18 protein-coding genes are annotated in these 26,803 nt (G+C 37.3%); 10 read left to right on the forward strand and 8 right to left on the reverse strand.

Translation table 11 applies throughout. From position 1 onward, the window contains the following. Positions 1-79: 79 nt before the first annotated feature. Together BN2628_RS12885 and BN2628_RS12890 are read left to right on the forward strand one after the other, a co-directional pair. Positions 80-952 carry a DMT family transporter gene (locus BN2628_RS12885; protein WP_317614743.1) on the forward strand — a complete coding sequence of 291 codons (873 nt, stop codon included), beginning with the start codon at positions 80-82 and terminating at the stop codon, positions 950-952. Positions 953-1,078: 126 nt separating this feature from the next. After that, a complete protein-coding gene (locus BN2628_RS12890) occupies positions 1,079-2,122 on the forward strand; it encodes an asparaginase (RefSeq protein ID WP_044224600.1) in 1,044 nt (347 codons plus the stop codon). 66 nt (positions 2,123-2,188) lie between these two features. Here the strand turns inward: BN2628_RS12890 and BN2628_RS12895 are convergent, their stop codons facing one another. From BN2628_RS12895 to BN2628_RS12915, 5 genes are all read right to left on the reverse strand, one after another. Further along, positions 2,189-3,223, reverse strand: coding sequence for a SusE domain-containing protein (locus BN2628_RS12895; protein ID WP_074024181.1), 1,035 nt, complete (start codon positions 3,221-3,223; stop codon positions 2,189-2,191). A gap of 16 nt (positions 3,224-3,239) precedes the next feature. Then, positions 3,240-4,844: a RagB/SusD family nutrient uptake outer membrane protein gene (locus tag BN2628_RS12900; protein ID WP_055097595.1), complete on the reverse strand. Its 1,605-nt coding sequence runs from the start codon at positions 4,842-4,844 to the stop codon at positions 3,240-3,242. A 20-nt stretch (positions 4,845-4,864) separates the two neighbouring features. Next, positions 4,865-7,840 carry a SusC/RagA family TonB-linked outer membrane protein gene (locus BN2628_RS12905; protein ID WP_055097597.1) on the reverse strand — a complete coding sequence of 992 codons (2,976 nt, stop codon included), beginning with the start codon at positions 7,838-7,840 and terminating at the stop codon, positions 4,865-4,867. Positions 7,841-8,052: 212 nt separating this feature from the next. After that, positions 8,053-9,336 carry an L-cysteine desulfidase family protein gene (locus tag BN2628_RS12910; protein WP_044224595.1) on the reverse strand — a complete coding sequence of 428 codons (1,284 nt, stop codon included), beginning with the start codon at positions 9,334-9,336 and terminating at the stop codon, positions 8,053-8,055. An 89-nt stretch (positions 9,337-9,425) separates the two neighbouring features. Then, positions 9,426-9,920 (reverse strand): hypothetical protein, encoded by a 495-nt coding sequence (locus BN2628_RS12915; RefSeq protein WP_044224592.1) that lies wholly within the window; start codon positions 9,918-9,920, stop codon positions 9,426-9,428. A 798-nt stretch (positions 9,921-10,718) separates the two neighbouring features. On the opposite strand from BN2628_RS12915, the gene BN2628_RS12925 reads away from it, so the two are divergent. After that, positions 10,719-12,194 carry a hypothetical protein gene (locus BN2628_RS12925; RefSeq protein ID WP_044224586.1) on the forward strand — a complete coding sequence of 492 codons (1,476 nt, stop codon included), beginning with the start codon at positions 10,719-10,721 and terminating at the stop codon, positions 12,192-12,194. A gap of 12 nt (positions 12,195-12,206) precedes the next feature. Here BN2628_RS12925 and BN2628_RS12930 read toward each other — a convergent pair whose 3' ends face one another. After that, positions 12,207-14,033 carry an ABC transporter ATP-binding protein gene (locus BN2628_RS12930; protein ID WP_044225137.1) on the reverse strand — a complete coding sequence of 609 codons (1,827 nt, stop codon included), beginning with the start codon at positions 14,031-14,033 and terminating at the stop codon, positions 12,207-12,209. Between the two features lie 193 nt (positions 14,034-14,226). Between BN2628_RS12930 and BN2628_RS12935 the strand changes: the two genes are divergently transcribed. The 4 genes from BN2628_RS12935 to BN2628_RS12950 all read left to right on the forward strand — a co-directional run bounded on the left by BN2628_RS12935 (position 14,227) and on the right by BN2628_RS12950 (position 20,242). Next, positions 14,227-17,064 (forward strand): outer membrane beta-barrel protein, encoded by a 2,838-nt coding sequence (locus BN2628_RS12935; protein ID WP_082002199.1) that lies wholly within the window; start codon positions 14,227-14,229, stop codon positions 17,062-17,064. A 259-nt stretch (positions 17,065-17,323) separates the two neighbouring features. After that, positions 17,324-18,565, forward strand: coding sequence for an anaerobic sulfatase-maturation protein (locus BN2628_RS12940; RefSeq protein WP_044224582.1), 1,242 nt, complete (start codon positions 17,324-17,326; stop codon positions 18,563-18,565). Between the two features lie 69 nt (positions 18,566-18,634). After that, a complete protein-coding gene (locus BN2628_RS12945; protein ID WP_044224578.1) occupies positions 18,635-19,201 on the forward strand; it encodes a manganese efflux pump MntP in 567 nt (188 codons plus the stop codon). 15 nt (positions 19,202-19,216) lie between these two features. Further along, the gene (locus BN2628_RS12950; RefSeq protein WP_044224575.1) at positions 19,217-20,242 is read left to right on the forward strand and encodes an FAD:protein FMN transferase; all 1,026 of its coding nucleotides are present in this window, start codon (positions 19,217-19,219) and stop codon (positions 20,240-20,242) included. A gap of 15 nt (positions 20,243-20,257) precedes the next feature. Here the strand turns inward: BN2628_RS12950 and BN2628_RS12955 are convergent, their stop codons facing one another. After that, a complete protein-coding gene (locus tag BN2628_RS12955) occupies positions 20,258-21,328 on the reverse strand; it encodes a DUF2027 domain-containing protein (RefSeq protein WP_044224573.1) in 1,071 nt (356 codons plus the stop codon). 57 nt (positions 21,329-21,385) lie between these two features. Between BN2628_RS12955 and BN2628_RS12960 the strand changes: the two genes are divergently transcribed. The 3 genes from BN2628_RS12960 (at position 21,386) to BN2628_RS12970 (ending at position 25,998) form a co-directional block, all read left to right on the forward strand. Further along, positions 21,386-22,603: an S-adenosylmethionine:tRNA ribosyltransferase-isomerase gene (locus BN2628_RS12960; protein ID WP_044224570.1), complete on the forward strand. Its 1,218-nt coding sequence runs from the start codon at positions 21,386-21,388 to the stop codon at positions 22,601-22,603. A gap of 75 nt (positions 22,604-22,678) precedes the next feature. Next, a complete protein-coding gene (locus BN2628_RS12965) occupies positions 22,679-24,646 on the forward strand; it encodes a PorE family type IX secretion system protein (protein WP_044225127.1) in 1,968 nt (655 codons plus the stop codon). A 158-nt stretch (positions 24,647-24,804) separates the two neighbouring features. Then, positions 24,805-25,998 carry a pyridoxal phosphate-dependent aminotransferase gene (locus BN2628_RS12970; RefSeq protein WP_044224567.1) on the forward strand — a complete coding sequence of 398 codons (1,194 nt, stop codon included), beginning with the start codon at positions 24,805-24,807 and terminating at the stop codon, positions 25,996-25,998. A gap of 62 nt (positions 25,999-26,060) precedes the next feature. Here BN2628_RS12970 and BN2628_RS12975 read toward each other — a convergent pair whose 3' ends face one another. Beyond that, positions 26,061-26,432, reverse strand: coding sequence for a diacylglycerol kinase family protein (locus BN2628_RS12975; protein ID WP_044224565.1), 372 nt, complete (start codon positions 26,430-26,432; stop codon positions 26,061-26,063). Positions 26,433-26,803: the final 371 nt, after the last annotated feature.

The following is a 26,803-nucleotide window of genomic DNA, read 5'->3' on the forward strand; positions in this document are numbered from 1 at the left end:
CCGTTTTTTATTGATTTGGCTATTTAATAAATAGTAACTTTGTGGCGTTTTTTAATTGGAAGATAATGGATGCAGGAAAATGGCGGGGGCATATTTCATTATTGTCCGCGAATGNATGCCGGGGTATTTGCCGGCAGGGGCATTGAACTATTTTCGGTTGGTAGGAGCATGCTTGGCTTTTTGGCTGGTTTCTCTTTTTTGCAAACGGGAGAAAGTCTCAAAACGGGACCTGTGGTTGTTGTTTTGGGCTGCTTTCTTTGGAGTGATGTTCAATCAAATTTTGTTTTTGCGGGGATTGGCAATGACCGCTCCGATAGATGCAGCTATTGTTGCTACAACGGCCCCGATAATTACAATGATTGTATCAGCAATGTACTTAAAGGAACCTATTACTTGGACGAAAGTAATAGGAGTCGTTGTAGGTATGTCGGGTGCTATTTTATTGATTTCTTCGAGTCATCATGGAGTGGCAGGTGAAAGTAATATGTGGGGCAATCTGTTATGCCTTATCAGTTGTTTTTCTTTTGCAATATATCTTACTGTATTCAAGGATCTTATATCGAGATATTCTCCTGTGACTATTATGAAGTGGCTATTTCTTTATGGGACAATAGCTTGTTTTCCGGTCTTATATAAAGATGTTGTGAGTGTCGATTATGCATCTCTTGTGCCGGATGCATGGTGGCGTATCGGATATGTCGTTTTATTTGCAACATTCTTGTCTTATTTATTGGTTCCGATAGGGCAAAAAAACTTACGTCCTACGACTTTGAGTATGTATAATTATGTACAGCCATTGGTTGCTTCTTTTGTTGCTGTTCTTATTGGGTTGGATACTTTTGGTCTGGTAAAAGGTATTGCGGGCGTTCTTGTCTTTTCTGGTGTATATATCGTAACTCAAAGTAAGTCTCGAGCTCAAGTACTGGCAGAAAAATCAGGAACAAAAAAATAACCTTAATTTTCTTTTTGTTAGCTTTATCGGTAAGCAATTCTGTTTTTTGTTTCATTTTAAGGGCTGTAATGTGTAAATTGTAGCTGTTATTTTGTACTTTTGCTATTGAAATAATAATATTAAAGAATGGATACAAGAACTTCCGTGCTTATCATTTATACTGGTGGGACTATTGGTATGGTTGAGAATCCCGAATCGGGTATATTGGAGCCTTTCAACTTTGACCATTTATTGGATAATGTACCGGAATTGAAGCAGTTGGGTTTTTCCATATCTACAATACAATTTAATCCTCCAATAGATTCTTCGGAGATAGACCCGAATTGTTGGTGTCGATTGGTTCGTATTATTGCTGATAATTATGATCTTTTTGATGGCTTTGTTGTTTTGCATGGTACGGATACAATGGCCTATACAGCTTCGGCATTAAGTTTTATGCTTGAAAATCTGGATAAACCGGTTATTCTTACGGGGTCTCAGCTTCCTATTGGTATGTTGAGGACTGACGGAAAAGAAAATTTAATAACGGCTATCGAAATTGCCGCAGCAAAAGAGAGTGAAGTACCGATAGTTCCTGAAGTATGTATTTTTTTTCAAAATCATTTGATGAGAGGAAACCGCACGTCCAAGATAAGTGCTGAAAATTTTAATGCTTTCCGTTCTATAAATTATCCGGCGTTGGCTCGTGCAGGTGTACATATACAATATAATGCGAGCCTTATCTATCGTCCTGTATTGAGGAAACCACTGAAGGCCCATTACTTAATGGATACTCATGTTGTCATTTTGAAATTATTCCCGGGTATTACTCCTCAGACTGTACAGTGTATATTGAATATCCCGGACCTTAAAGGGGTTGTAATGGAGACTTATGGAACTGGAAATGCTCCTACTGTGCCATGGTTTCTGGATATGTTGCGTGATGCGGTAGATAGGGGCATTGTAATTGTCAATGTAACCCAGTGTTCAGGAGGAAGTGTACAAATGCAACGCTATGGAACTGGAAATAAATTGGCTGAAGCCGGAGTCGTCAGTGGGGGGGATTGTACTACAGAGTCTGCAATTACGAAATTGATGTTTTTATTTGGTCACGGCCTTACTCCTAAAGAAGTAAAGGAACATATGGAGTGCTCTTTGATTGGAGAACTTACTTTATCTGATGAACACTGATTCTATAAAGAAAGAATCATCCTACCCATATTGCAGGATGGTTCTTTCTTTATAGAGTAGATATCTCTATTGTTTGATAAATTCGTATCTGCAAGGAACTTCTTCTAAGAAAAGATTTATTTTATAAATACCATTTTCTTCAATGTTGACAACTGAATTTTTTTCTAAAAATCCGTCTTTATTATTGTCTCCATAATTGAAATTTGAGTTTCTGTTTATACGAAATGAGATATTCCCTTGGGTTAGTGAAATGGTAGTTTCCCAGCTTTGTGTAGCCGGATTATAAATAAACTCTGTTTCTTCTTCGGCAGACGGGCCATATACAGTTATTTCTGTTATTTGTGTTGCCGTATAAGTCAGTGTATTCAAATCCACATTCATTAGATAATACCCTTGAGGAGATATAGAAATATCTCCTCCTTTGAGGGCCAATGTTCCTGGGCCTCCGCCACTTCCGTACTCATTTCCTTGTCCCCATGCGGGTTGAGATGTCAGTTTAAATGTAATAGGCGCATTCGGATTGCTTGCATCTGTCAAATTTAGAAAACCTTCGTATTTATTGTTCATCCGATACGAAACAAGAGTCGGTGCATTGGCGATATCCCATCCTTGGTAGGAACCTGGAACATAAAGTTTGGGATAGATGATAACTGTTGGATAAGTGCTTACTTGCAAATCAGTCGACGATGAGTAAACTACGTTATTGTTGGTCAATCTGGCTTGCAGGCGAATGTATGTCTCGAACGGTATTCCCGGCTGGGCTCCTAAAATTGTCGCTGCGGTATTGAGCTTATCGACAGTAACGGAAACATAGTTTTGCGTTGATTCTGCCAGATTTATAGGGTCAGGAAATGAAGGGTCATTATCTGCTTGTAGTACATATAAAGGTGCGGCAGAAAATCCGTAATCGCCTTTACTCCAGGAAAAGGTTTCTGCTATAAAACCGGCACTAGCCTCATTGAGGACGAGCATGGGATTTTCAAGCGGAGTAATAACCGGGGTGCTTTTTAGCTCGTATACCGGAGATTTGTCATCATTGCAGCTTATAGTTCCCAAAGATAAAATGATGAGCAGGGAGAAATATTTTATAATCTTATTCATATCTTAAAAATTGATATTAATAACCATAATTTTGTTGAGTGCCAGGATTGGCCGCAATTTCTTTTGCTGGAATAGGATATAAATTATATTTTATATCGACAGATTTCCCTCCGAGAACTCCGCCTTTCCACGGCCATAAATAGGTACCTGAAGTAAATTCTCCGAAACGTATGAGATCAGTGCGGCGATGTCCTTCCCAGTATAATTCTCTCATTCTTTCGTCTCTGATTTCGTTCAAGTCTATGTCTGCGATAGACGAATAAGGTGTTACATGGGCTCTTTCCCGTATGTAATTCATGTATGCAAATCCCAAATTTTGGTCAGCATATCCTCGGTAAGCACATTCTGCATACATCAGATAAGTGTCGGCTAACCGGAAAATGGGGAAGTCAGTATCAGGATAAGGGTATGCCCGTTTTCCGGTATTTTCCCAATCTGTAGAGAGTAAATTGGTAAATTTGGTGACTGCATAACCATCTTGGAAATTACTAAAGTCGGTGTTTTCGATATTTGCTCCTTCACCAAAGAATGCATAACGGTCGTCAGAGGTAGAGATTGTTTGTACTAAGGTGGAGGTGGAGCGAGGGCCTCCCCATCCGTCGTTTACACCGTAATCTTCTTTTACCATTTCACCACCGTAGGCTCCGATTGTAAGATACATTGTCCCCCCATAAGTCCGGGTACGGTCGCGGTCGTAAGGTATTACCATCAGAATTTCACCTTGGGCTCCTCCTCGGGCAAACTGGTCGTTATCTGCACAAAACAAAAACTTATACGTTGGAGCTAAGCCGTGTGTGGCACCGGCTCCATATTGCCCTATTATTTGTTGGCAAGTATTGGCACATTCGGTATACATCTTTGTTCCAGTGTATATTTCAGCATTTAGATATAATTTGGCTCGTAGCATCCATAAAGCCCCGCGGCCGGCACGACCGTATTCGGGCTGTAAAGGAATATCCCCTTCGATAGCGTCCAATTCGCTTAGAAGAAAATTAAATATCTCAGCTCTTGGTCGCTGTTTAGGGGCTTCCATAATCTTGTCATTCTCTGTGACGAAGGCTACATTTCCGAATAAGTCTATAGCGTGCCAGTAAGATAGAGCCCTTAAGAACCGCACCTCTGAACGATATTTGGAGATATTTTGAGCCAATTCATCAGAGACATTATTTTCTGCAAGAGCTTCAGGCGTAGTTGTTCTTAGAAAATCGTTGCATTGGGCGATTTGGAAGAATATACGGCTATACATGACATAGATGAATCCGTTGGATGAAGACCATTTTATGGTGCTTAACTCGGGGACTCCGGCATCATTCCATCCTAAAAGAGCTTCATCGGTCGGTAATTCTTGCAGATTCCAATATGCACGAAGATATTGGGCCATTCCTTCGTCAAACCCTTCGATATCGGGTTTCCCGGCGGGGCCTTCTTGACCTGATACGGCCAGTCCTGCATAAACTTTAGCCAGCTGTTCTATATAATATTCAGGATGATTCTTGAAATCAGATCCTTGGATAATATTCTCGTCAATAGGTTTTAGGTCCAAGTCTCCCAAACAGGACGTTAAGGAGAATGTGCCGGCCAATAGACTTAAAGCGAACCATTTATATAAGGTTGTTTTCATATTTCTCAGTTTTTAGATTGTTAATAAGTAATAATGACACCCAGCAAGTAAGTAGTAGGCCGGGGATAGACATTGTTGTCGATGCCCGAGAACACTTCCGGATCGAGACCTTTATATTTTGTTATAACAAAAGGATTCTGTACAGCTCCGTATAATCGTAACTTTAGTTTATCTTGCAACAAATTATTCCATGTGTATCCTAACGTAATATTGTCACAACGTAGGAATCCGGCATTTTTTAAATAATAATCACTCATATATTGAGGATTCTGGAATTTGGTACCCCGCCTTACCAAATTATTTAAATATCCGGCACTGTTATATATTGCCGAGTAGCTGGAATTGTTTGATAGAACATTGTCATATACATAGTTTCCTAAATTAGCACGGAGAGCAATGCCAAAGTCGAAATTGAAAAAATCTACCTTGGATGTTATACTCATTACGACTTTAGGATCACGGCTTTTATACAACCGTTTGTCTGCTTCATCGATGATTCCGTCGCCATTTCTATCTACATACAGGCCTTCTATCGGTTTACCTTCTTGATCATAAACTTGTTCATATAATAGATAACTGAATGCCGGATATCCGACTTTGTGGGCTTGTACGGTGTTTCCTGTACCTCCGCTTATACCGCCTACGGGTATATAGTAATCAGGGTCATTGCTTTTGTTTAGTTTGGTAATCTTGTTGGAATTCCATGCTATATTGAATCCGATATCCCATTGAACACGGTTATTCACAATCGGTTTGGCATTAATGCCGAACTCTATACCCTCATTGCGTAGACTACCGATATTAGTATAGATTTCGTTCGTAAGATTTGAACCGGCGGGAACGGGAATCCGGCTTATCAGATCGTTCGTTTTGCGATAATAATAATCAAGAGAACCACTGATTCTGTTATTTAAAAATCCAAAATCGATACCTATATTATATGTTGTAGTTTCTTCCCATTTAATATTGGGGTCATATCCATTCGGCCGTAAAGTATTGTAATATACGTCTCCGAAGGGATATGAAGCTGTAGGGAAGCCCAAAGAATAAAGGGGCAAATATGGGAAATAATTATCACTTATATCTTGTTGACCGGTAATACCGTAGCCTAAACGTAGTTTAAATTCATTCATAAAGTTAGTTGCTTTTTGCATGAATGGTTCGTTTATGATTTTCCAGCCAAGGGCAAGAGCCGGGAAAGTACCCCATCTATTATCCTTTGAGAAACGGGATGTTGCGTCTCCACGAAGGGTGAATGTCAATAAATAAGTGTCCTGAAACGTGTAATTTATACGTCCGAAGAAAGAAAGTAATTGTAAATGGTCGGCATATCCTTTGTAATACCAGGGTTCTCCGTCTGGCATAAGAAGAGTGTTTGTTGCACCGTCTTTATAGAATCGTTGCCATGAATATCCTGCCATTATGTCCAAATCACTTCGTATCTCTTTAAAATGATTTTTGTAATTTAGGTAAAAGTCGAGTAGTTGGTTCCGTTTCAGTTGCGATAATTTCTCATCTTGTCCTAACCCCAGTTTCTTGTTTTCTTTATAAGTAATCGGGGAGTTTGGAAACATTTTATTATGTTGTGTACTCTTCGACACATCATACCCCAAGTTGAGATTAGCCCTTAATTCAGGTAAGAATGGCATGATATAATCGATTTGTAAATTGCCAATACTCCTCCATACATTCGCTTTCATTGAACGGTCATCGATGAGAGATGCAGGATTGAGAGGAGCAATTCCGATAACGGCATTGGTTCCCGGTTGTAACCACATAAAATATCCGTTCCCGATTTCTTGTCCGGGAACTTTTACCGGTTGAGTGGGGTCGAAACTGACAGCGCCTCCAATAGCAGCTTCGTCAGCAAATTGATTTCGAATATATAGACCTTTTACATTGGCATTGATACTCAGAGTATTATTGAAAAATTTGGGGGTCAAAGAGATAGATGCAGTAGTACGGTCCATAGATGAGGTTTTTAATATACCGTTCTGATTGGTATATGTTGCAGATACCCGGTACGGAATCATTTTTAATTGTCCACCGACACTTAGATTATAGTCTGAACTTACACGTGTTCCGATAACCTCATCTTGCCATTTTGTATTACTATCTCCTAATAAACCATATGCTTGACTATTCATTCCTAATTTTTCGGCTATAATTCCTCTAAATTCGGAAGCGTCTAATACTCCTACTCTTCGATGGGGAGTACTTACAGATACATTTGCATTGAAGTTGATTTGTGGCTTACCGCTCATTCCCTTTTTTGTAGTAATAATAATAACTCCGTTTGAGGCTCTCGATCCGTATATAGCAGTAGCCGAAGCATCTTTTAGTATAGTGAAAGATTCTATATTGTCGGGGGGAATCATGCTTAAAGGATTGGACATTCCGGTGACTCCGGAATTGTCAACGGGTACACCGTCGATGACAATAAGAGGGTCATTGGTTGCATTTAAAGATGAACCTCCACGTATACGGATGTCTCCTCCTCCTTCCGGTTTCCCCCCATTAATGGTAACTACCACACCGGGAGTCTGACCGACCAGCAGGTCTTGGGCTGAAGTAGCCATTCCTTTGTTTATATCATCCGGTTTTACGGTTGTGACTGCACCGGTAGCGTCGCTTTTTTTTACGGTACCGTATCCGATGGCGACAACCTCACCTAAAGAGATGACATTTTCCTTTAAGATTACATCGATTTGAGTTCGGTTATTAATAGGTATTTCCTGGCTGTTATATCCGACAAATGAAAATGTGAGAATACCATCAGAAGGAGTTTCGATACGATAACGGCCGTCAATATCTGTTATCGTTCCGTGTGTTTTTCCTTTTACGATGACATTTGCTCCAGTAACCGGTTCGCCATACGTATCTTTGACTGTACCCTGTACTGTAATTTCCTGGGCAGATATATCCAATACGAAGAACAGACTGGCCAGGAGAGCCAATACTGTTTTCCAGCCCGTTTTTAAATGAACGTGTTCCATGTAAGAAGTGTTTAAATGTTTATAATCTATTTATTAACAAAAAACGTAACATAAGGGAACCCTGTTCCTAAAAAACAGGAGCGGAGAATGATGCGTTTTTTCCGGTAGCCTTACGTTTCTTACATAAACACGCTTTTATCTCAATTTGTTTTTAATAGGATGATTTTTAATATTGAAAGTAAAATATATTAAAAGAGAGAAAGGTGTAAGCACTAACATTTGTGAGTCATGATGTCTAAAACTAATTTGTCGGTTTCTTCCATACCTTGAGAGCCTATTTGAGTGAGGTTATGAATACTCTTATCTACATCTTCATCTATGATTCCCTCTACCGAACTTACACATTTATTTTCGATGGCTAATAGAGCTGAGAGTATAGCCGTAGAAACCCCACTTGTCAGTTTTAAAGCACAACTCGGCTTAGCACCGTCACAAATCATACCTGTAAGATTGGCTATCATGTTTTTGACAGCGTAAGTAATTTTAGAATAATCGCCTCCCATTAAATAAGTTATTCCGCAACTTGAGCCGGTTGCTGCAACGACACAGCCACATAGGGCGGATAGATATCCCAGGCTTTGTTTTATGTAGATTACAGTAAGGTGACTCAGAGTCAAAGCTCTAATTAGTTGTTCTTCAGGTAATTTGTTGTCTTCTGCATAAATGACAACTGGCAGTGTCGCTGCAATGCCCTGATTGCCACTCCCTGAATTACTCATTACAGGTATCATGGCCCCTGCCATGCGAGCGTCACATGCTGCTGAGGTAAAAGAAAGTATGTGGGAGAAAATACTTTTTCCCATAACTTCGTTTTCGAATTTCCCCGTTAAAATTTTTCCCAGTCCATGTCCGAAATTTCCTTTAAAAGATTGTTCGGCTGCAGCTTTGTTTAGTTGGGCCGATTCGAGGATAAAACGGATTTCTTCAATGGGGGTTGTTGTTGCAAATTCGTAAACCTTTTTTAGATTCAGGGAGACTATTTCACCTTCTGTCGGGAGATGACTGCTATATTGCTTGTCAAGTAATATTTTATTGTCTTTCTGCAAGTAAACAAAGTTTGTATGGGTACCAGAAATGATAGCGGACGAACTGTTTTCACCGGATTTGCAGAAGGCTTCTATATATAATTTTTCGGAAATATTTTCTTTTAAATATATTTGTATGCTTTTAGAATCAATTATTTTTTGACCTTGTTTTACATCTGATGGGGTACAGTCTTTCAAAACTTCCAATTGATATTTAGATTTCCCGATAAGAGCACCTAATGCTATTGCTATAGGTAATCCTATCATTCCTGTTCCGGGTATTCCTACACCCATTGCATTTTTTAGAATATTGGCACTTAAAAAAACGGTTATTTGCTCTGGACGTTTTTCAAGTATCTCGGTGGCCTTTGCAACACATAATGCTACAGCCATGGGCTCCGTACAGCCTATCGCAGGTATAACTTCACGACGGATGAGCTTTATTACTTTTTCTCTTTCAGATTTATCCATTTGGGGTAAAAGCAATTTATGTTTTGTAAAGATAATAAAAAACCTCATCCGACTTAGTTGGATGAGGTTAAATTTATCAGATATTTTTCTTATTTTTGATTTGGAATATAATTTGCTAATAGTTGAGCATCATTGTCATAGAAAGTCTTTTGTTCTCCGGCTGGTTCATATTTAAAGGGGATAAATTGGAATACCTGAGCTGCAGCAAATTTTTTGTCATCGGAGATGAATAAATCAAGCTTAACCCCTGCTTTATTTCCGTCTGCAGGTTTTAATTTAGGAATACTATCAAATTGTTTTCCATCCAATATGTTTTGAAGGCGGTTTATTTCATTTGAGTCAAAAAATAAGTTATAGTTAGTAACACGGCTTCCCGATTCTTTGTGTACGATATATTTTTTACCCATGAGCACTTTTACTAAACCTGCCATAAAGATAATGGCTCCGAAAAACATTAAAGCCATGCGTATAGATGATTGTGATTCAGTGAAAAAAGTTTCGGAATAAACGGTAACTATACCGATAATAAGTAATATAATACCACTGATTGAGATGCCTTTTTTATATACAATTTCTGAGTTCATAATATTTGAGTTTTTAGTAATTTGGTTATAAGTGCCTTTATATAGACATATTTGTTTTTAAATAAAGAAAGGGTACCATAAAATTGATATGTTGTCTCCTACGAATTTGAAATCGGACACAATTACCCTTATTTCAGATTTTATGGATATATATAAAATCGAAATATCAGATGAATATAAACAAATTGCTAAATTCTCATTTGGCATAGAGTATATTGGTAGTGCCCTTTACTATGCCTTTGTGAAAGAAGTTGAGATAAATAATTACGTACATTTTTATATGTTACAAACAAATTTAAGTTTGTACATAGTAAATCCTGTTTATATTGAAATGAAAAGTTATTTTTAGAAACTGAGCGAACTAAAAAATTAATTGGGTTCTCTTGTGATGTAACAATATAGGGCGTCTGAACCGATAAAATGTTCAGAATAGCCATGTCTTTTCCATTATCAGAATGATGGCACTCAGTATGACAGGGATTATGTATTGAAAGTTGAGACGAAGCAGTATATGCCATTATGGCTGCACTTATTGGGAGAAGAGCCAGAACAGAAATGATTATATATTTCACTGCTTGTTTCATTTGATAATACTTTATCCGATACAAAGATATTTCTTTTTTATGAAAATGCAATATGATTTTATTACTTGAAATTTATTCTGAATGTATGTAACTTATTTTAGGATTACTATTATATAAAAGTATTATTTTATTGGCAAAATAAATATACTTTTGTTAGGAATTTATCATTATATAATATAAAATTCTGTAGAAGTTGTTTAAAATGATTTTTATCATGAAAAGATTTCTTATGAGTAGCATCATCTTTATTTTGTTTTTAAGTATGCAGGCACAAAATAGAGACGATTTAATGAAAGAATTTGAAGCTTTTAGTAAAGAAGCTTTTAAAGAATACAGTGATTTTAGAAAAAAGGCGAATGATAATTATGCCTTATTTATGCGAGAAGCATGGATATCTTATAAAGCTCAGCCTAAGATTCCTATTCCTAAGATTCCGGACCATCCGAAACCTCCTGTAATAATTCCAGAAAAAGAAATAAATACAAAACCTGAAGATAAGCAGCTTCCTTATAAAGAAGTTATTCCTACACCGGTTAAGATAGAACAACCCAAGCCTTTGGTTACTATTCCTGAAATAAATCTACCGAAAGAAGAATGGTTTGATTTTTCTTTTTTTGGAACCAAGTGTAAAGTTCGATTATCGAATGATGATAAGTTTACATTGCAAAAGGTTGACGAAGATGGAGTAGCTGATGTATGGAATATTTTGTCACAAGAGAAATACAATAATGTCCTTAGAGATTGTCTGAATATTCGTGCACAGTTGAGTTTGTGTGATTGGGCCTATTTGCAGATGTTAGGTGAATTAGCTGTTACTTTTTATGGAGGAAAAACAAATGAAGCAACTTTGTTTCAGGCTTTTTTATATAATCAGTCAGGGTATAAAATGAGAATTGCTCGGTCAGCAACAAATAAATTATATTTACTCGTTGCCAGTCGTCATGGAATATATAAGATGTCTTATTTTTTAATAGAGGGTGAAAAATTTTATCCGTTAGAATGTAAAGAAGAAAGACTTTTTATTTGTAATAAGGTTTATCCTCAAGAACAATCTTTATCATTAGAGATAGGAAAAGAACAGAAATTTACATTGTCTCCGACTCCAGTGCGGAAACTAGCATCCAAGAGATATCCTGATGTATCTGTTTCGGTAGTGTCCAATAAAAATTTAATAGATTTTTTTAATACCTATCCTCAATCGTTCATCAATAATGATGTTACAACTAAATGGCAGTTTTATGCAAATACTGTATTAAGCCGAAATGTTCAGGATATTTTATATCCAATACTAAAAAATGCTATAGTAGGGAAAAGTGAACAAGAAGCTGCCAATATATTGATAAATTTTGTACAAACAGCATTTACATATGGTTATGATGATAAAATATGGGGAGGTGATAGACCTTTTTTTGCTGATGAGACTATTTATTATCCATATAGTGATTGTGAAGACAGAGCGATTTTGTATTCTCGGTTAGTCCGAGACTTGATGGGATTGGATGTTGTATTATTGTATTATCCCGGTCATTTGGCTACAGCGGTCCATTTTAAAACTGATATTCCAGGAGATTATCTTTTAGTGAATGGTATCCGTTATTTAGTATGTGATCCGACTTTCATTGGTGCTAATATCGGGAGAACAATGCCTGATGTAAGTAACGACGAAGCAAAAGTTGTTCTTTTGAAATGAGAAAAGTAATAATTAAACTTTTTGCATGTCGACTAATTTTTTATAGTATTTATTGAGAGCCATAAGTTCTGAATGAGTGCCGCTTTCGACAATTTCCCCTTCGTGCATAACGTAAATTTTGTGAGCATCTTTTATCGTAGACAAGCGGTGTGCTATGACAATTGTAGTGCGGTTTCTCATTAAATTTTCCAAAGCTTCCTGAACCAGTCGTTCCGATTCGGTGTCTAATGCCGATGTGGCTTCATCCAATATCAGTATTGGAGGATTCTTTAAAATGGCACGGGCAATACTTATTCGTTGCCGCTGTCCACCGGAGAGGCGGCAACCTCGGTCCCCGATATTCGTGTTGTATCCGTCCTCTGTTGCAATGATGAAATCGTGGGCATTTGCAATTTTGGCAGCTTCAATAACTTGTTCCATAGTGGCGTTTTCTACACCGAATGTAATATTGTTGTAGAATGAGTCATTAAATAAAATTGCTTCTTGATTTACATTTCCCATCATGGAACGTAAATCGTATACTTTCATGTCTTTAATGTTTACATCGTCGATGTATATGCCACCTACTTCAACATCATAGAAACGAGGGAGAAGGTCTGCCATTGTAGATTTTCCTGATCCTGATTGGCCGACTAATGCAACAGTTTGTCCTTTGGGTATAGTAATGGAAACGTTTTTCAATACCCAGTCGGTCTGATATTTGAAAGATATGTTTCTATATTCTATCTGATGGTTCATTTCTTGTTTCACTACAGGCTTTTCCGGATCTTGTATAGGGTTTTGAGCAGATAAGATTATATCTACTCGTTGCATGGATGCCAATCCTCTTTGTACAGCGTAGGCAGCTTTAGAAAATTCTTTTGCAGGGTTGATAATACTGTAAAAAATAACCAAATAGTATATAAACGACGCTGCTGTAATGGAGCTATGCCCACTAAGTATCAATGATCCCCCGAACCATAATACGATAGCAATGGTAAGAGTCCCTAAGAATTCACTCATAGGGTGAGCTAAAGCCTGACGGCGGCTGATACGGTTGGTAAGTTTAAAGAATCGTTGGTTGGCTTTAAAGAATCGTCCTTTGATTTTAGGTTCGGCATTGAATGCTTTAATAATGCGCAATCCTCCGAGAGTCTCTTCTATTTGGGACATTAAGATGCCCCATTGTTGTTGTGCTTCAAATGAGCTCCGTTTTAGAGTTTTCCCTACTTTCCCCATAATATATCCGCTGAATGGCAATAAAATGAGTACAAATAGAGTCAATTGCCAGCTTAACAGGAACATTGTGGTTAAGTATACAATAATCATAATGGGATTTTTGAACATCATATCAAGTGAGGACATGATAGAGTTTTCTATCTCGGCGACATCGCCTGTCATACGAGCCATGACGTCACCTTTACGTTCAGTAGTGAAAAAACCGATAGGGAGACTCACAACTTTTTTGAAAACGTAGTTACGAATGTCTCGTACTACTCCCGACCGGATAGGAATCATAAAATAAGAACTTAAGTAACTTGTTCCTGTTTTCAGGAAAGTCATGAAAACCAGACCGGCTCCCAGGATCATCAATGCAGACCCTCCTCCGTACTGATTGATTTGTTGGGATATATAATAATAGAAGTTGTTTACAAAGACATCTTTGAATGATGCACTACCAAACTCCATATACGTATATGTCGATTCTTTTATTTTGAATAAGATTTCGAGAATAGGTATGAGTAATGCAAAAGAGAATAAGCTTAATATGGTAGATAAAATGTTGAAAAAAATATTTAAGAAAAGATACTTTTTGTAAGGTGGCACGAAGCGCATCAGAATCTTTATAAAGTCTTTCATCATATAGCTTTCTTGTTGATATATTTGAAGTATGAAATAAATCGCAAATATAGGAACATAATATGAATGTATCGAAGAAGGTAACTATAAAAATAACAAAAAAAGGCTGTATTTCTATTTTAGAGAGTTTTTAATTAAAATATGTAAATAGTCAGGGCTCTTTTAAACCTTTCTTTTAAATTCAAGTCAAAATATGAAATTTTTATTTATGCACCGCAATAAGCTATTGCTATTATTTTTTCTTATAAGTTTTGTTGACATGGTTGCTCAAACCTCAAATAAAAAGGGGGGGCTTTGGGGAATTGTAAAAGACGCAGAGGAGGAGATTCCTTTAGAACAGGTGTCAGTAAGACTTTTGGCCGCCAAAGACAGTGCATTGGTATCTTTTGCCACAAGCGATTCAATAGGGAAATTTAGAATCCGGAATTTGAATCCGGGGAGATATATCGTTTCTTTGTCGTTTTTGGGATATGAAGCTGTGTGTAAAAATGTGAGTATTACATCACAAAACCGGTGGGTTAATGTAGGAACCGTAGCCATGAATCCTTCTGGTATTTTATTAAAAGAAGCGGTTATAATTGGGAAAGTCCCGGAAATTGTAACGAAAGAGGATACAATCGAATATAATGCAGATTCTTATAAAACGAGACCTAATGCTGTTGTAGAAGATTTGTTGAAAAAATTGCCGGGGGTTGAGGTAGATTCAGATGGTAAAATTACAGCTGGGGGAAAAGAAATAAAAAAAATTCTGGTAGACGGTAAAGAATTTTTCACGAATGACCCTAAAGTTGCATCTAAAAATTTGCCCGTAGATATCGTAGATAAACTTCAGGTGATCGATAGGAAATCAGATCTTGCTCGATTGACTGGAGTTGACGACGGAGAGGACGAAAAAGTCATTAATCTGACGATAAAAAAAGGGATGAAAAAGGGCTGGTTTGGTTCGGCAGAAGGAGGTTACGGGACGCAAAACCGATATTTGTTTAATGGAATGCTGAATCGGATGGTAAATGAAAGTCAATTTTCTCTTTTGACGAATGGGAATAATACCAATAATATGGGTGTTGGGGATTTTGGTTCGGGTCGATATTCGGGAGGATTTGGCGGAGCAGGAGGAGGAATCAACACATCTTGGTTTGCCGGAACGAATTTTAATGCTGGGAAAAGTGATAAGTTTAGGGTCGGTGGTGATGTATCGTTAGCTTTTTCTGATCAAGATTCCTGGAACAAAAGCCAGCGACAAAATCTTTTTGCAGATAGTACTTCTTATGATAACTCTGAGCAGAGAAATAGAATAAAGAGCCATAATTTGGGGGTAAATTTCCGAATGCATTGGGAGTTGGATAGTTTGTCTACAATAGAATTTATGCCTAATTTCAGTTATAATAAATCTTCATACCATGCATCTAATGAGTCTGCAACATTGGCAGGAAATGCAGAACGGGATAGTGTCAATAGCACTTTAGGGCGAACTTCTGGTGATGGTCATTCTTTTCAAGCCAGTGGACGTTTGACAGTTAACCGTAAATTTAAGCGTAAAAAAGGTCGTCAGCTCAGTATTAATTTTGGATATGATATCAATCGAACAGATGAGGACGGTATGAATTATAGTATCAATAATCTGTATCGGTTGGGCCGTAAAGATACTGTAGACCAGACTACACAAAATAAAGTTTGGGGAGGGACTTATCGAGCCACAGTATCTTATATCGAGCCAATATTTAAAAGTAGTTTTTTGACGTTTTCGTATGAATATAAATATAATTTTAATAATGCAGACCGTTTTGCTTATGATTTGATGAATGAAGCTAAAATTGACTCTGCATATAGCAATAGTTTCCGTAACACTTTTCAATCTCAGCGGGCAGGAGTTAATTTTAAAACAGTAAAAGAAAAATATATATATAGTATAGGAGTGAATGTTGATCCGTCTCGGTCTGAATCTGAAAATTTGATAGATACGGCACGGACAGTTCCTTCTCGGACGGTTGTGAATGTGTCGCCTAATTTATTTCTTATATATCGAATGAATAAACGGAACAATTTGCGATTCGATTATCGGGGCCGTACTCGGCAACCCTCAATTAGTCAATTGCAACCGGTATCCAACATAACAGATCCACTACGAATTAGGACTGGTAATCCAAGCCTTTCTCCTTCATATGAGAATAATATGCAACTCCGATTCAATTCTTTTAAGCCTGAAAATCAGCAATCTATAATGGCTTATATGAGTGGGGGATTTACGACAAATAGTATTGTAAATAAAACAACTTATAACTCAGAGACTGGAGGGCAGACGACAATGCCGGTAAATGTAAATGGTGTCTGGAATATGAGTGCTTCATTTATGTATAATACTCCGTTGAAAAATAAAAAATTTCAAATAAATAGTTTTACTAATTTAGGGTATAACAATAATATAGGTTTTGTGACCTTAAAAAAGGATGGAGATAGCCAGCGAAATGTATCCAGAACTTTTAATGTACGCGAGAGTGCAGGGATTACATATCGTACTGACTGGTTTGATATAGGTTTGAGAGGTAATTATTATTATTCGCGTACGGGAAATTCCCTGCCAGGGCAGAATTCACAGGATATTATGACGTACGGAGGAAGTTTTGATGGGAGTTTGCATCTGCCATGTAGTATAGATATTGGAACTAATTTTGACTATTCTGGAAATAAGGGATATTCGAGTGGATATGATAAGAACCAGATGTTATGGAATGCACAAGCTTCTTGGCAATTTTTGAAAGGGAAAAATGCAACTCTCATGTTTAAAATATATGATATATTACAACAAAGAAGCAGCATTTCTCGAAGTGTAACAGGCAATTATATTCAAGATATGGAATATAATACGCTGACTAGTTATTGCATGTTGCAGTTTTCGTATCGTTTCAATGCAATGGGCGGAAGACGTAATTCTGATGTGAAGCAAGATAGCAGACCTAATAGACATAAAGAAGGGTATCGTATGGGGCCTCCATCTGGGGAAGGTAGCCGGGGGTATAGGATAAGGTATTAGTGTATATTTTCAAAACTGGCGAAAATTGATTTTAGGAATATAGGAGTAATGTAGGTTATCAAGATAATCTTTGAAATCATTGAGAATTGAGTTCTCTTATATCAAAAACTTGACGTATGGTCGCAATATTTGCTATATCGTATTGCAGTTTATATGCCGATTTGGGCGATATGACAGTAAAACAAAGAACGAATAAAAACGGGAGAACATTTGAATAAAAGTCTCTTTTGTTATATCTTTACTTCATAATATAGAATTTATGGGAAAGACAATCGCATATAATCCACTCAGTTATCCTTTGTATGTCATGGCTAAACCGGTAGGAGCATTGTGCAATCTGGATTGCAGCTATTGTTACTATCTTGAAAAAGAAGAATTGTATCGGGAACGGAAGACAAACCGGATGACAGAGGATTTGCTGGAAAAATTTACAGATGAGTATATACATTCGCAGACAACTCCTGAAGTTCTTTTTACTTGGCATGGAGGAGAGACATTGTTAAGGGGGATAGATTTTTACAAAAAAGCGATTTTATATCAGAAAAAGTATACTGGAGGTCGTCTTGTCGCAAATTCGATTCAGACCAACGGTATATTGTTGAATGATGAATGGTGTCGTTTTTTCAAAGACAATAATTTTTTAGTCGGGATATCCATTGATGGCCCGGAACACATACATGACCGTTATCGTAAAGATAAAGGCGGAAGAGGGACATTCTCTCGAGTAATGAGGGGAATAGAATTATTGCAAAAACATAATGTGGAGTTTAATACCTTGTCGGTGATTAACGACTATAATGTACATTATCCGGTAGAAACATATCGTTTTTTTAAGGAGATAGGGAGTCATTATATGCAGTTTTCTCCGGTCGTAGAGCGTTGGGGTGACCGAGATGACGGGCTGGAACTTCTTCCTCCCGATGAGACCGAAAATGCTGAGATGCCCCCTTGGTGTGTAAAGGCTGAAGATTTTGGGCAGTTTTATTGTGATATTTTTGACGAGTGGGTTATACAAGATGTTGGACAATACTATGTCCAAATGTTTGATGCTACTCTCGCCGGAATGGTAGGTCAGGCTCCGGGTGTTTGTATCTTTGGCAGGACATGTGGGCATGCGGCTGCGATGGAGCATAATGGGGATGTATATGCTTGTGACCATTTTGTTTTTCCAGAATATAGATTGGGAAATATAAAAACAGATACGTTGGTTTCGATGATGTTGTCGGAGCGTCAAATTCGATTTGGTAACGCAAAGCGGGATATGCTTCCTCGCCAATGTCGGGAATGTCCTTATCTGGACCTTTGCAATGGAGAATGTCCTAAAAATAGGATTATTCGTACACCCGATGGAGAACCGGGATTGAATTATTTGTGTGTTGGCTTACGGAAATATTATGAACATGTATGGCCCTATATGGAATTTATGGCGGCCGAATTGGACAATGAGCGACCTCCTGCCAATGTAATGCAATATGCTCGAGAACGGAGACAAATTCGTTGATATTCTTCATTTATATTTTGCATATGGCATAACTTTATTTAATTTTGGCGCGTTAAACATCGGCTTATTATGGGAATATTTGAGATTTTTTTATTGGCTGTCGGGTTATCGATGGACAGTTTTGCTGTGTCGTTAACAAGCGGAGTCATATTGAAGCCATTTAGGTGGACGAGAGTAGTAAAGATTGCAACATTCCTAGCCGTTTTTCAGGGTGCCATGCCTCTCTTGGGCTGGTGGTTAGGTCGAGGTTTTCAACAATATATACAGGATTATGACCATTGGATTGCTTTTGTCCTTTTACTTATTTTAGGAAGTAAAATGATTGTCGAAGGTTGGCCGAAAAAAGATGAAACTTGTCCGTGTTGTTTTGACCCGTCTAAAACCCGGACATTGCTCGGCCTTTCTGTTGCTACCAGTATTGATGCTCTTGCTGTTGGTATCTCATTTGCTTTTTTGAAAGTGGATATGTGTTTGCCCACAATTATTATTACAGGGACAACATTCACATTTTCGGTATTAGCATTGAATATTGGTAGATACTTTGGCCGAAAATTGAAAACCGGTGCCGAAATATTAGGGGGTATCATACTTATACTTATTGGAGTAAAAATATTAATAGAACATCTGTGTGCTTAATAGGAATATAGCATTATGCGAATAAATGGAAAAGGATATATTGCCAGTGTAATATTTTTAGTGGTTTTTGCTGTTGTCTCTTTATGGAAAGTAAAAGGCAATCAATTACTTTACCAACATAATGAGGGGCTCATATTCGGGACGGTATATCATATAACTTACCAGTATTCCGAAGATTTACAATCGGAAATAAATGCATTATTGAAACGTTTTGATAAATCTTTGTCTCCTTTTAATGAAGAGTCTATTATTGCTGCAATTAATAGAAATGATACGGCAGTAAGAGTAGATGAATATTTTAAGACGGTTTTTAGTCGTTCAAAGGAGATTTATGTGGCTTCGGAGGGTGCATTCGACCCAACGGTATCGCCTTTAATAAATGTATGGGGTTTTGGGTTCAGTAAAGCAGATGATATAACGCCTTTTAAAATAGATAGTCTTTTGCAGATGGTTGGTATGGACAAGATTTCTCTTTTAAATGGAAAAGTTATCAAGAAGGACAGAAGAATGACATTGAACTTTTCTGCTATTGCTAAAGGGTACTCTTGTGATATTGTTGCTGATTTTTTAGATTCAAAAGGAATTGAAAATTATATAGTGGAGATTGGTGGTGAAATTGTTGCAAAAGGAAAGAATGAAAAAGGCAAATGTTGGCAGGTAGGTATAGATAAACCTATATTAGATACTGCAGGAGTAGCAAATGAAATAGAATGTATAGCTTCACTCTGTAATGGAGCAATGGCTACATCAGGCAATTATCGCAATTTTAGATATGTAGATGGAAAGCGCGTCGCTCATACGATAGATCCGGTCAGTGGTTACCCCGTACAGCATAATTTGTTAAGTGTCACAGTTATTGCGGATGATTGCATGACAGCTGATGCTTATGCTACGGCATTTATGGTGTTGGGCGTGGATAAAAGCTTGGTATTAGCAAAAAAAACGCCCCATATAGAGGCGCTTTTTATTTGTTCTGCCGGTGCTGATTCTACAGCAAATGCTATTGTTGTAACACCCGGAATGAAAAAGTATCTTAACTAAAAGATATTTTTTGTATTATTTAATTGTAACTTGTGTGGCTCCGTATCCATATTCACGGAATGAAGCATCTTGGTAGTCATAATGCTTATACTTATTCTTTAATTCGGTCAGTATGGCTTTTCGCAATACACCGTCTCCCTTTCCATGTATAAAGACAATTTTTTGCCCTTTTGTATTTTTGTAATTTTCAAGGACTTCTCTGAATTTATCGAGCTGGTAATTTAGAATATCCGAGTTGCTCATACCGGTAGTAGAATCGAGCAATTCGTGTATATGTAAGTCTACCTCTACCGGCTCATTATTATGATGATGTTTTTTATTGACAGCTTGTTTTTGATGGGTATCGATGGCTTTTTTACTTTTGATGGCTGCTTCAATCTCGGCTGCACTAAGCTCGAATCGACGTTCAGGAATATCATTTTTTACGATGTTCAGTATAAGAGCATTTTCATCGAAATAATCATTTTCTCGGAAACTATGTAGCTTGTAAAATTTCACTGTATCTAATTTATGTTCTACCGAGGCTGTATTTTTTAGTTGGAACGGTTTATCTTTTTTAAATGCTACATATTGTATACAAATGCGTTCTAAATCATTTAAGTCCTCTTTCCCGAATTCCTCGATATGAATTTGTATATTAGGCTCTACAATGCCGGAATAGCGAGTATTCCATCCCGATTCTGTTTTATTCAAATATGTGAAGAATATATAGTAGTTACTATCATTTACCAAATAAGTATCGAATTTGCCATTTTGTAGATTTTTTGCATTTTCAGGGAGAAAAGCCAATACTAAATTTATTCTGTCCCCTTCTTTTGTCTCTATAATGGAAAGTTTGTTATCATCATCGTTTTCAGAGGTATCATCCAGCTGTATTTTACTGGAATTTTGAGAGACTTTTGTCTCTTTTGTTACAGGTGATGAGTTTTTATCTTTTACAGATTCTATAACTACGCATTCGTGTATCAATACTGGGGTTTCGAAGCCGTCTTCTTCTTCGACATATGCGATATCTTTATTTATTTTAACAACTGTTCCTCCTCCGACAGAATTGAGGAATCTAACTTTATCTCCTACTTTTACCATAGCATTATTTATTTATTCGCAAAGTTGCTTAAATTTGTACAGATATTCAAATAGATTATGCAAAAAACTCAAGATATACGAATTGAAGATTTTAACTACCCGTTACCTGACGAACGAATAGCTAAATTTCCTTTATCAAAGCGAGATACATCTAAATTATTATTGTATCGTAATGGGAAGATATCTCAGACGATTTTCCATAATTTGCCTCAAATTTTGCCGGAAGGAAGTTTACTTGTGTTTAACAATACTCGAGTTATTCAGGCACGTTTGCATTTCAGGAAAAAAACGGGAGCTTTGATAGAAATATTTTGTCTTGAACCTCTTTTACCTCATGATTATGCTTTGGCATTCCAGTCTAAAGGACATTGTACATGGGTATGTATGATTGGTAATCTGAAAAAGTGGAAAGAAGAGACTCTGTATCGCGATTTGGACTTTAACGGAACAAGTGTAAGGTTGTCGGCGACTAAAAAGAATGTGCATGGAAATGCTTTTGAGATAGAGTTTTTCTGGGATAATTTGGAGTTGACTTTTGATACTATTTTAGAGAAAATAGGGGAGTTACCTATTCCACCTTATTTGAATCGAGCTACAGAAGAAAGTGATAAAGAGACTTATCAGACAGTATATGCCAAAGTAGAGGGATCTGTTGCTGCTCCAACGGCTGGCCTTCATTTTACACCGGAGGTTCTTTCAGAACTAAAAAATAGTGGAGTTCCTTTATTAGAACTTACACTGCATGTTGGTGCCGGTACATTTAAGCCAGTAAAGAGTGAAACGATAGAAGGACATGAGATGCATACAGAATTTATTTCGGTGGATATATCCTTGATAGAACAACTGGCTAGAACGACGCGGAAGATTATTGCCGTTGGGACGACTTCGGTACGTACCTTGGAAAGTCTCTATTATATTGGTCGAACATTAGAGTATCATCCGGAAATTTCTCCTGAAGAGTTGCATGTTACTCAATGGCGGCCATATGATAGCGAAATAGAAATTGAACCCAAGAAAGCGTTGGAAAATATTGTAGAATATTTACATAAGCATTGTTCCAATCGTTTAGTAACTTCGACTCAAATTATTATTGCACCAGGATATACATTTAAAATTGTACAAGGAATTATAACCAATTTTCATCAGCCTAAAAGTACATTATTACTATTGGTATCTGCTTTTGTAGATGGTCATTGGAGAGAAATATATGATTATGCATTGGCGAATAATTTTCGCTTTCTGAGTTATGGAGACAGCTCTTTATTGTTGCCTTGAAAGCGTTAAAAGGTCTGATTTGAACAATAATCGGTGATAAAAACCGTATATAATAGAAGAAATGCTGTTCCCTGGATGAAGGTACGTTTTTTATATCTGTTATTTTTATTAGGAGTGTTGTCATCTTGTGGCAATGCTAAGCTCAGTACGGCCGACGCCCAATTTGCACGAGGAGAATTTTTTGATGCAGCAGCCACTTATCGCAAGGTTTATGCTAAAACATCTCCGAGAAAGGAGAGAGCTTTGCGAGGAAAAATTGCATATAAAATGGCTACATGCTATCGTAGGATGAATGCGGCTCCAAGAGCGACAGGCGCATATCAAAATGCGATACGATATCATTATAAGGATAGTATGGCATATTTTTATTTGGCTCGGAGTTTTCAAATGCAAGGAAAATACAAAGATGCCATTAAGAATTATAATTTATTTCTTGAGCGTAAGCCGGGAGATATGCTGGCTAAAAATGGAATCAGGGGATGTGAAATGGCTGTTGACTGGAAAAAAAATCCGACACGTTATGTCGTAAAGCGAGCTGATTTGTTCAATTCGAGGCGTAGTGACTGTTGTCCGATGTTTTTGGGAAAGGATTATGACCAGTTGTACTTTACATCCAGTACAGAGAAAGCTACCGGAACTCGGAAGAGTGAAATTACTGGCACTAAGAATAATGATATTTTCTTTTCGAAAAAAGATGAAAAAGGAGCTTGGACAAAGCCTCAGATTATTGAAGGTGAGTTGAATAGTGAATTGGATGAAGGTATAATAAGTTTCAGTCCAGATGGTACGCTTATGTATTTGACAAAAGCTCCACGTGAGCCGAATGCCGACACATCTGTGGAGATTTATACCTCTTCTCGTTCGGGAGCTAAATGGGGTACTCCACAGAAATTGGAAATAACAGGAGATACTATATCGGTATTTGCACATCCGGCAGTTTCACCGGATGGAAATTATCTTTATTTTACATCTGATATGCCTGGAGGACAAGGAGGAAAAGATATATGGCGTATAGCACTGAATGAAAAAGGAGAAGGTACGTTGGAGAATATGGGCCCTCAGATTAATACTCCGGGGGATGAGATGTTTCCGTATATTCGAGATAATGGCGTATTGTATTTTGCCTCAGATGGACATCCGGGTATGGGAGGATTGGACTTGTTCAAAGCTTCTCAGAATGAATATGGTGTGTGGAAGATAGAGAATTTGAAAGCTCCTATTAATTCTATGTCAGATGATTTTGGTATTACTTTTGGGCAAGGAGAAAGTGGCTTTTTTTCGTCTAATCGGAATGATGCACGAGGTTATGACCATATTTACAGTTTTGAATTACCTCAAATAGAAGTATGGATTGAGGGGGGAGTATTTGATTGGGATGAGGAACCTATTCCTGATGCAGTTATTAGAATTGTCGGTAAGGATGGGACCAATCAGAAGGCGATTTCACGAAAAGATGGAAGTTATAAGTTCAAACTTGATTTGGGGACGGAATATGTAATGATGGCCGGATGCCGTGGTTTTCTGAATAGTAAATACGAACTAACGACTAGTAATGAAGAGAAAAATGAGGTCTATAGGGCAGATTTTATATTGGCGTCGTTGACTAAGCCTGTATTGATTGAAAATATTTTTTATGATTTTGATCGTGCAACTTTACGTCCCGAATCTACTAAGGCGTTGGATGAATTGATAAAGTTGCTGAATGACAATCCGAATGTGACAATTGAGTTGGCTGCGCATACCGATATGAAAGGGGCTGATTCGTATAATCTCCGTCTGTCTGAAAGACGGGCACAGTCTGTAGTCGATTATTTAATCAAAGGGGGTATAAAAGCCGACCGCCTGACTCCGAAGGGATATGGAGAGAGCCGACCCAAAACAATTACGAAAAAAATTGCAAAACAATATTCTTTCTTTAAAGAAGGAGATATCTTGACAGAAGAGTATATATTGGCATTGCCGGAAGAGCAGCAGGAAATTGCAAATCAGATTAATCGTCGTACAGAGTTTCAAGTCTTAAAAACGACTTATGATTTGTTCTAAATAGTTATTTTGATAGTTTCAAAATGACACTAAAATATTTGAATATGTAGAATTTTGCTTTTTGCATTGAATATTTTGTAGTTAGTATTGTAAGACGTTAGAAGTTTTATTGTATATTTGCAAAACGAAAACAAACAACTAAAAACAATACAAGACCCATGAATCAAGTTTCAGAACGTCTGGCAAGTCTGTCGCCTTCCCAGACATTGGCTATGTCTCAGAAAAGTAATGAGTTAAAGGCTCAAGGTATTGATGTTATTAATTTAAGTGTGGGAGAACCCGATTTTAATACTCCCGACCACATTAAGGAGGCGGCTAAGAAAGCAATAGATGACAATTTTTCATTTTATTCTCCTGTCCCAGGTTATATGGATTTGAGAAAGGCAATCTGTGCTAAATTAAAAAATGAAAATCAGCTTGATTTTGCTCCGGAACAAATTGTTGTCTCAGGGGGGGCTAAACAGTCAATTTGTAATGCCGTATTGAGTTTAGTTAATGCCGGAGATGAAGTTATTGTTCCGGCTCCCTATTGGGTTAGTTATGTAGAAATGGTCAAGTTGGCTGAGGGAAAGAACGTCATTGTTTCTGCTGGTATCGAGCAAGATTTCAAGATTACTCCAGCACAACTTGAGGCCGCTATAACCCCTAAGACAAAGTTGTTGATTCTCTGTTCTCCATCTAATCCTACAGGCAGTGTCTATTCTAAGGACGAGCTGAAAGGATTGGCGGATGTATTAGTAAAATATCCTCAAGTTTTGGTACTTGCCGATGAAATATACGAACATATCAATTATGTTGGGGGGCACCAAAGTATTGCCCAATTTGAGGAAATACGAGATAGGGTGGTGATTATAAATGGTGTTTCGAAAGGTTATGCAATGACCGGATGGCGAATAGGATTTATTGCTGCTCCTCTTTGGATTGCTAAGGCATGTAATAAATTACAGAGCCAATATACGTCAGGGCCTTGTTCTATAGCACAAAAAGCTGCTACAGCTGCATTTTCTGGCGATCAATCTTGTGTAGAAGAAATGCGTAAGGCATTCGAGCGTCGTCGCAATCTTGTTGTTGAATTGACAAAGGAAATTCCCGGGTTTAAAGTAAATAATCCTCAAGGTGCTTTTTATTTGTTTCCGGAAGTAAGTTATTACTTTGGCAAATCAGATGGTACACACGTAATTAAAACATCTGATGATTTAGCTATGTACTTGCTTGAGGATGCTCATGTGGCTACGGTAGGGGGAGATGCTTTTGGAGCACCGGATTGTTTGCGTTTTTCTTACGCTACTTCAGATGAAAATTTGAAAGAAGCGCTTCGCCGTATAAAAGACTCGGTTGCAAAATTGAAATAAGCCAGAGAGAAATTGGTTAGTTGGGGTTCTGTAAATCTATTTATTTACAGAACCTTTTTTATTTATGATATAATATATGGGATGAAGATAATACATCCCACTATAAGAGCAGCTATTGCTGTAAATAATACTGCCGCAGCAGCTAAATCTTTTACCTTTTTTATAATGGGATTTTGTTGAGGACTGACTAAATCGCAAAGGGCTTCGATTGCAGAATTGAAACTTTCTGCTGCTAAAACAATGCCGCAAGTCAGAGCAATAGCTATCCATTCGTTGATAGAGATATTGAACCATATACCTGCGGCGATTACCAAAATGGTGACACAACTATGTATTTTTGCGTTGTGTTCATATCTGAAAAGTATTTTAATGCCGTTGAAGGCATACCCGAAACTCCGTGCTCTTTTTTTTAAGGAAAAATGTTCTTGCTTCATAGTCTTTTATTTGTAACAAATTTACAATAAAATATGGATGACTGTATAAATGAATAATTGATTAGAAATATAATTTTATTAGTGTACATAATACACATCTTTATAAAATCTTTATACCCTTGTCGAGAATACTTATATTTTACTTATAACATCTCTATTATATTTGCAATGTCCGATAGATAAAAGGGCAATAAAGAGAAATTAAATAAAAGTATTGAGATATGGACGTAAATAACGTAACAGAAAAATTAGTAGGGATGCAAAAAAGGTTGTTTAATTTTGCATATAGTTTGACAATGAATCGTGACGATGCTCAGGATTTGTTGCAATCAACATCGTTGAAGGTCCTCAATAATCAAGAAAAATTTGTT

The sequence above is a fragment of the Gabonia massiliensis genome (assembly GCF_001403595.1).
Classification (GTDB): Bacteria; Bacteroidota; Bacteroidia; order Bacteroidales; family Coprobacteraceae; genus Coprobacter; species Coprobacter secundus.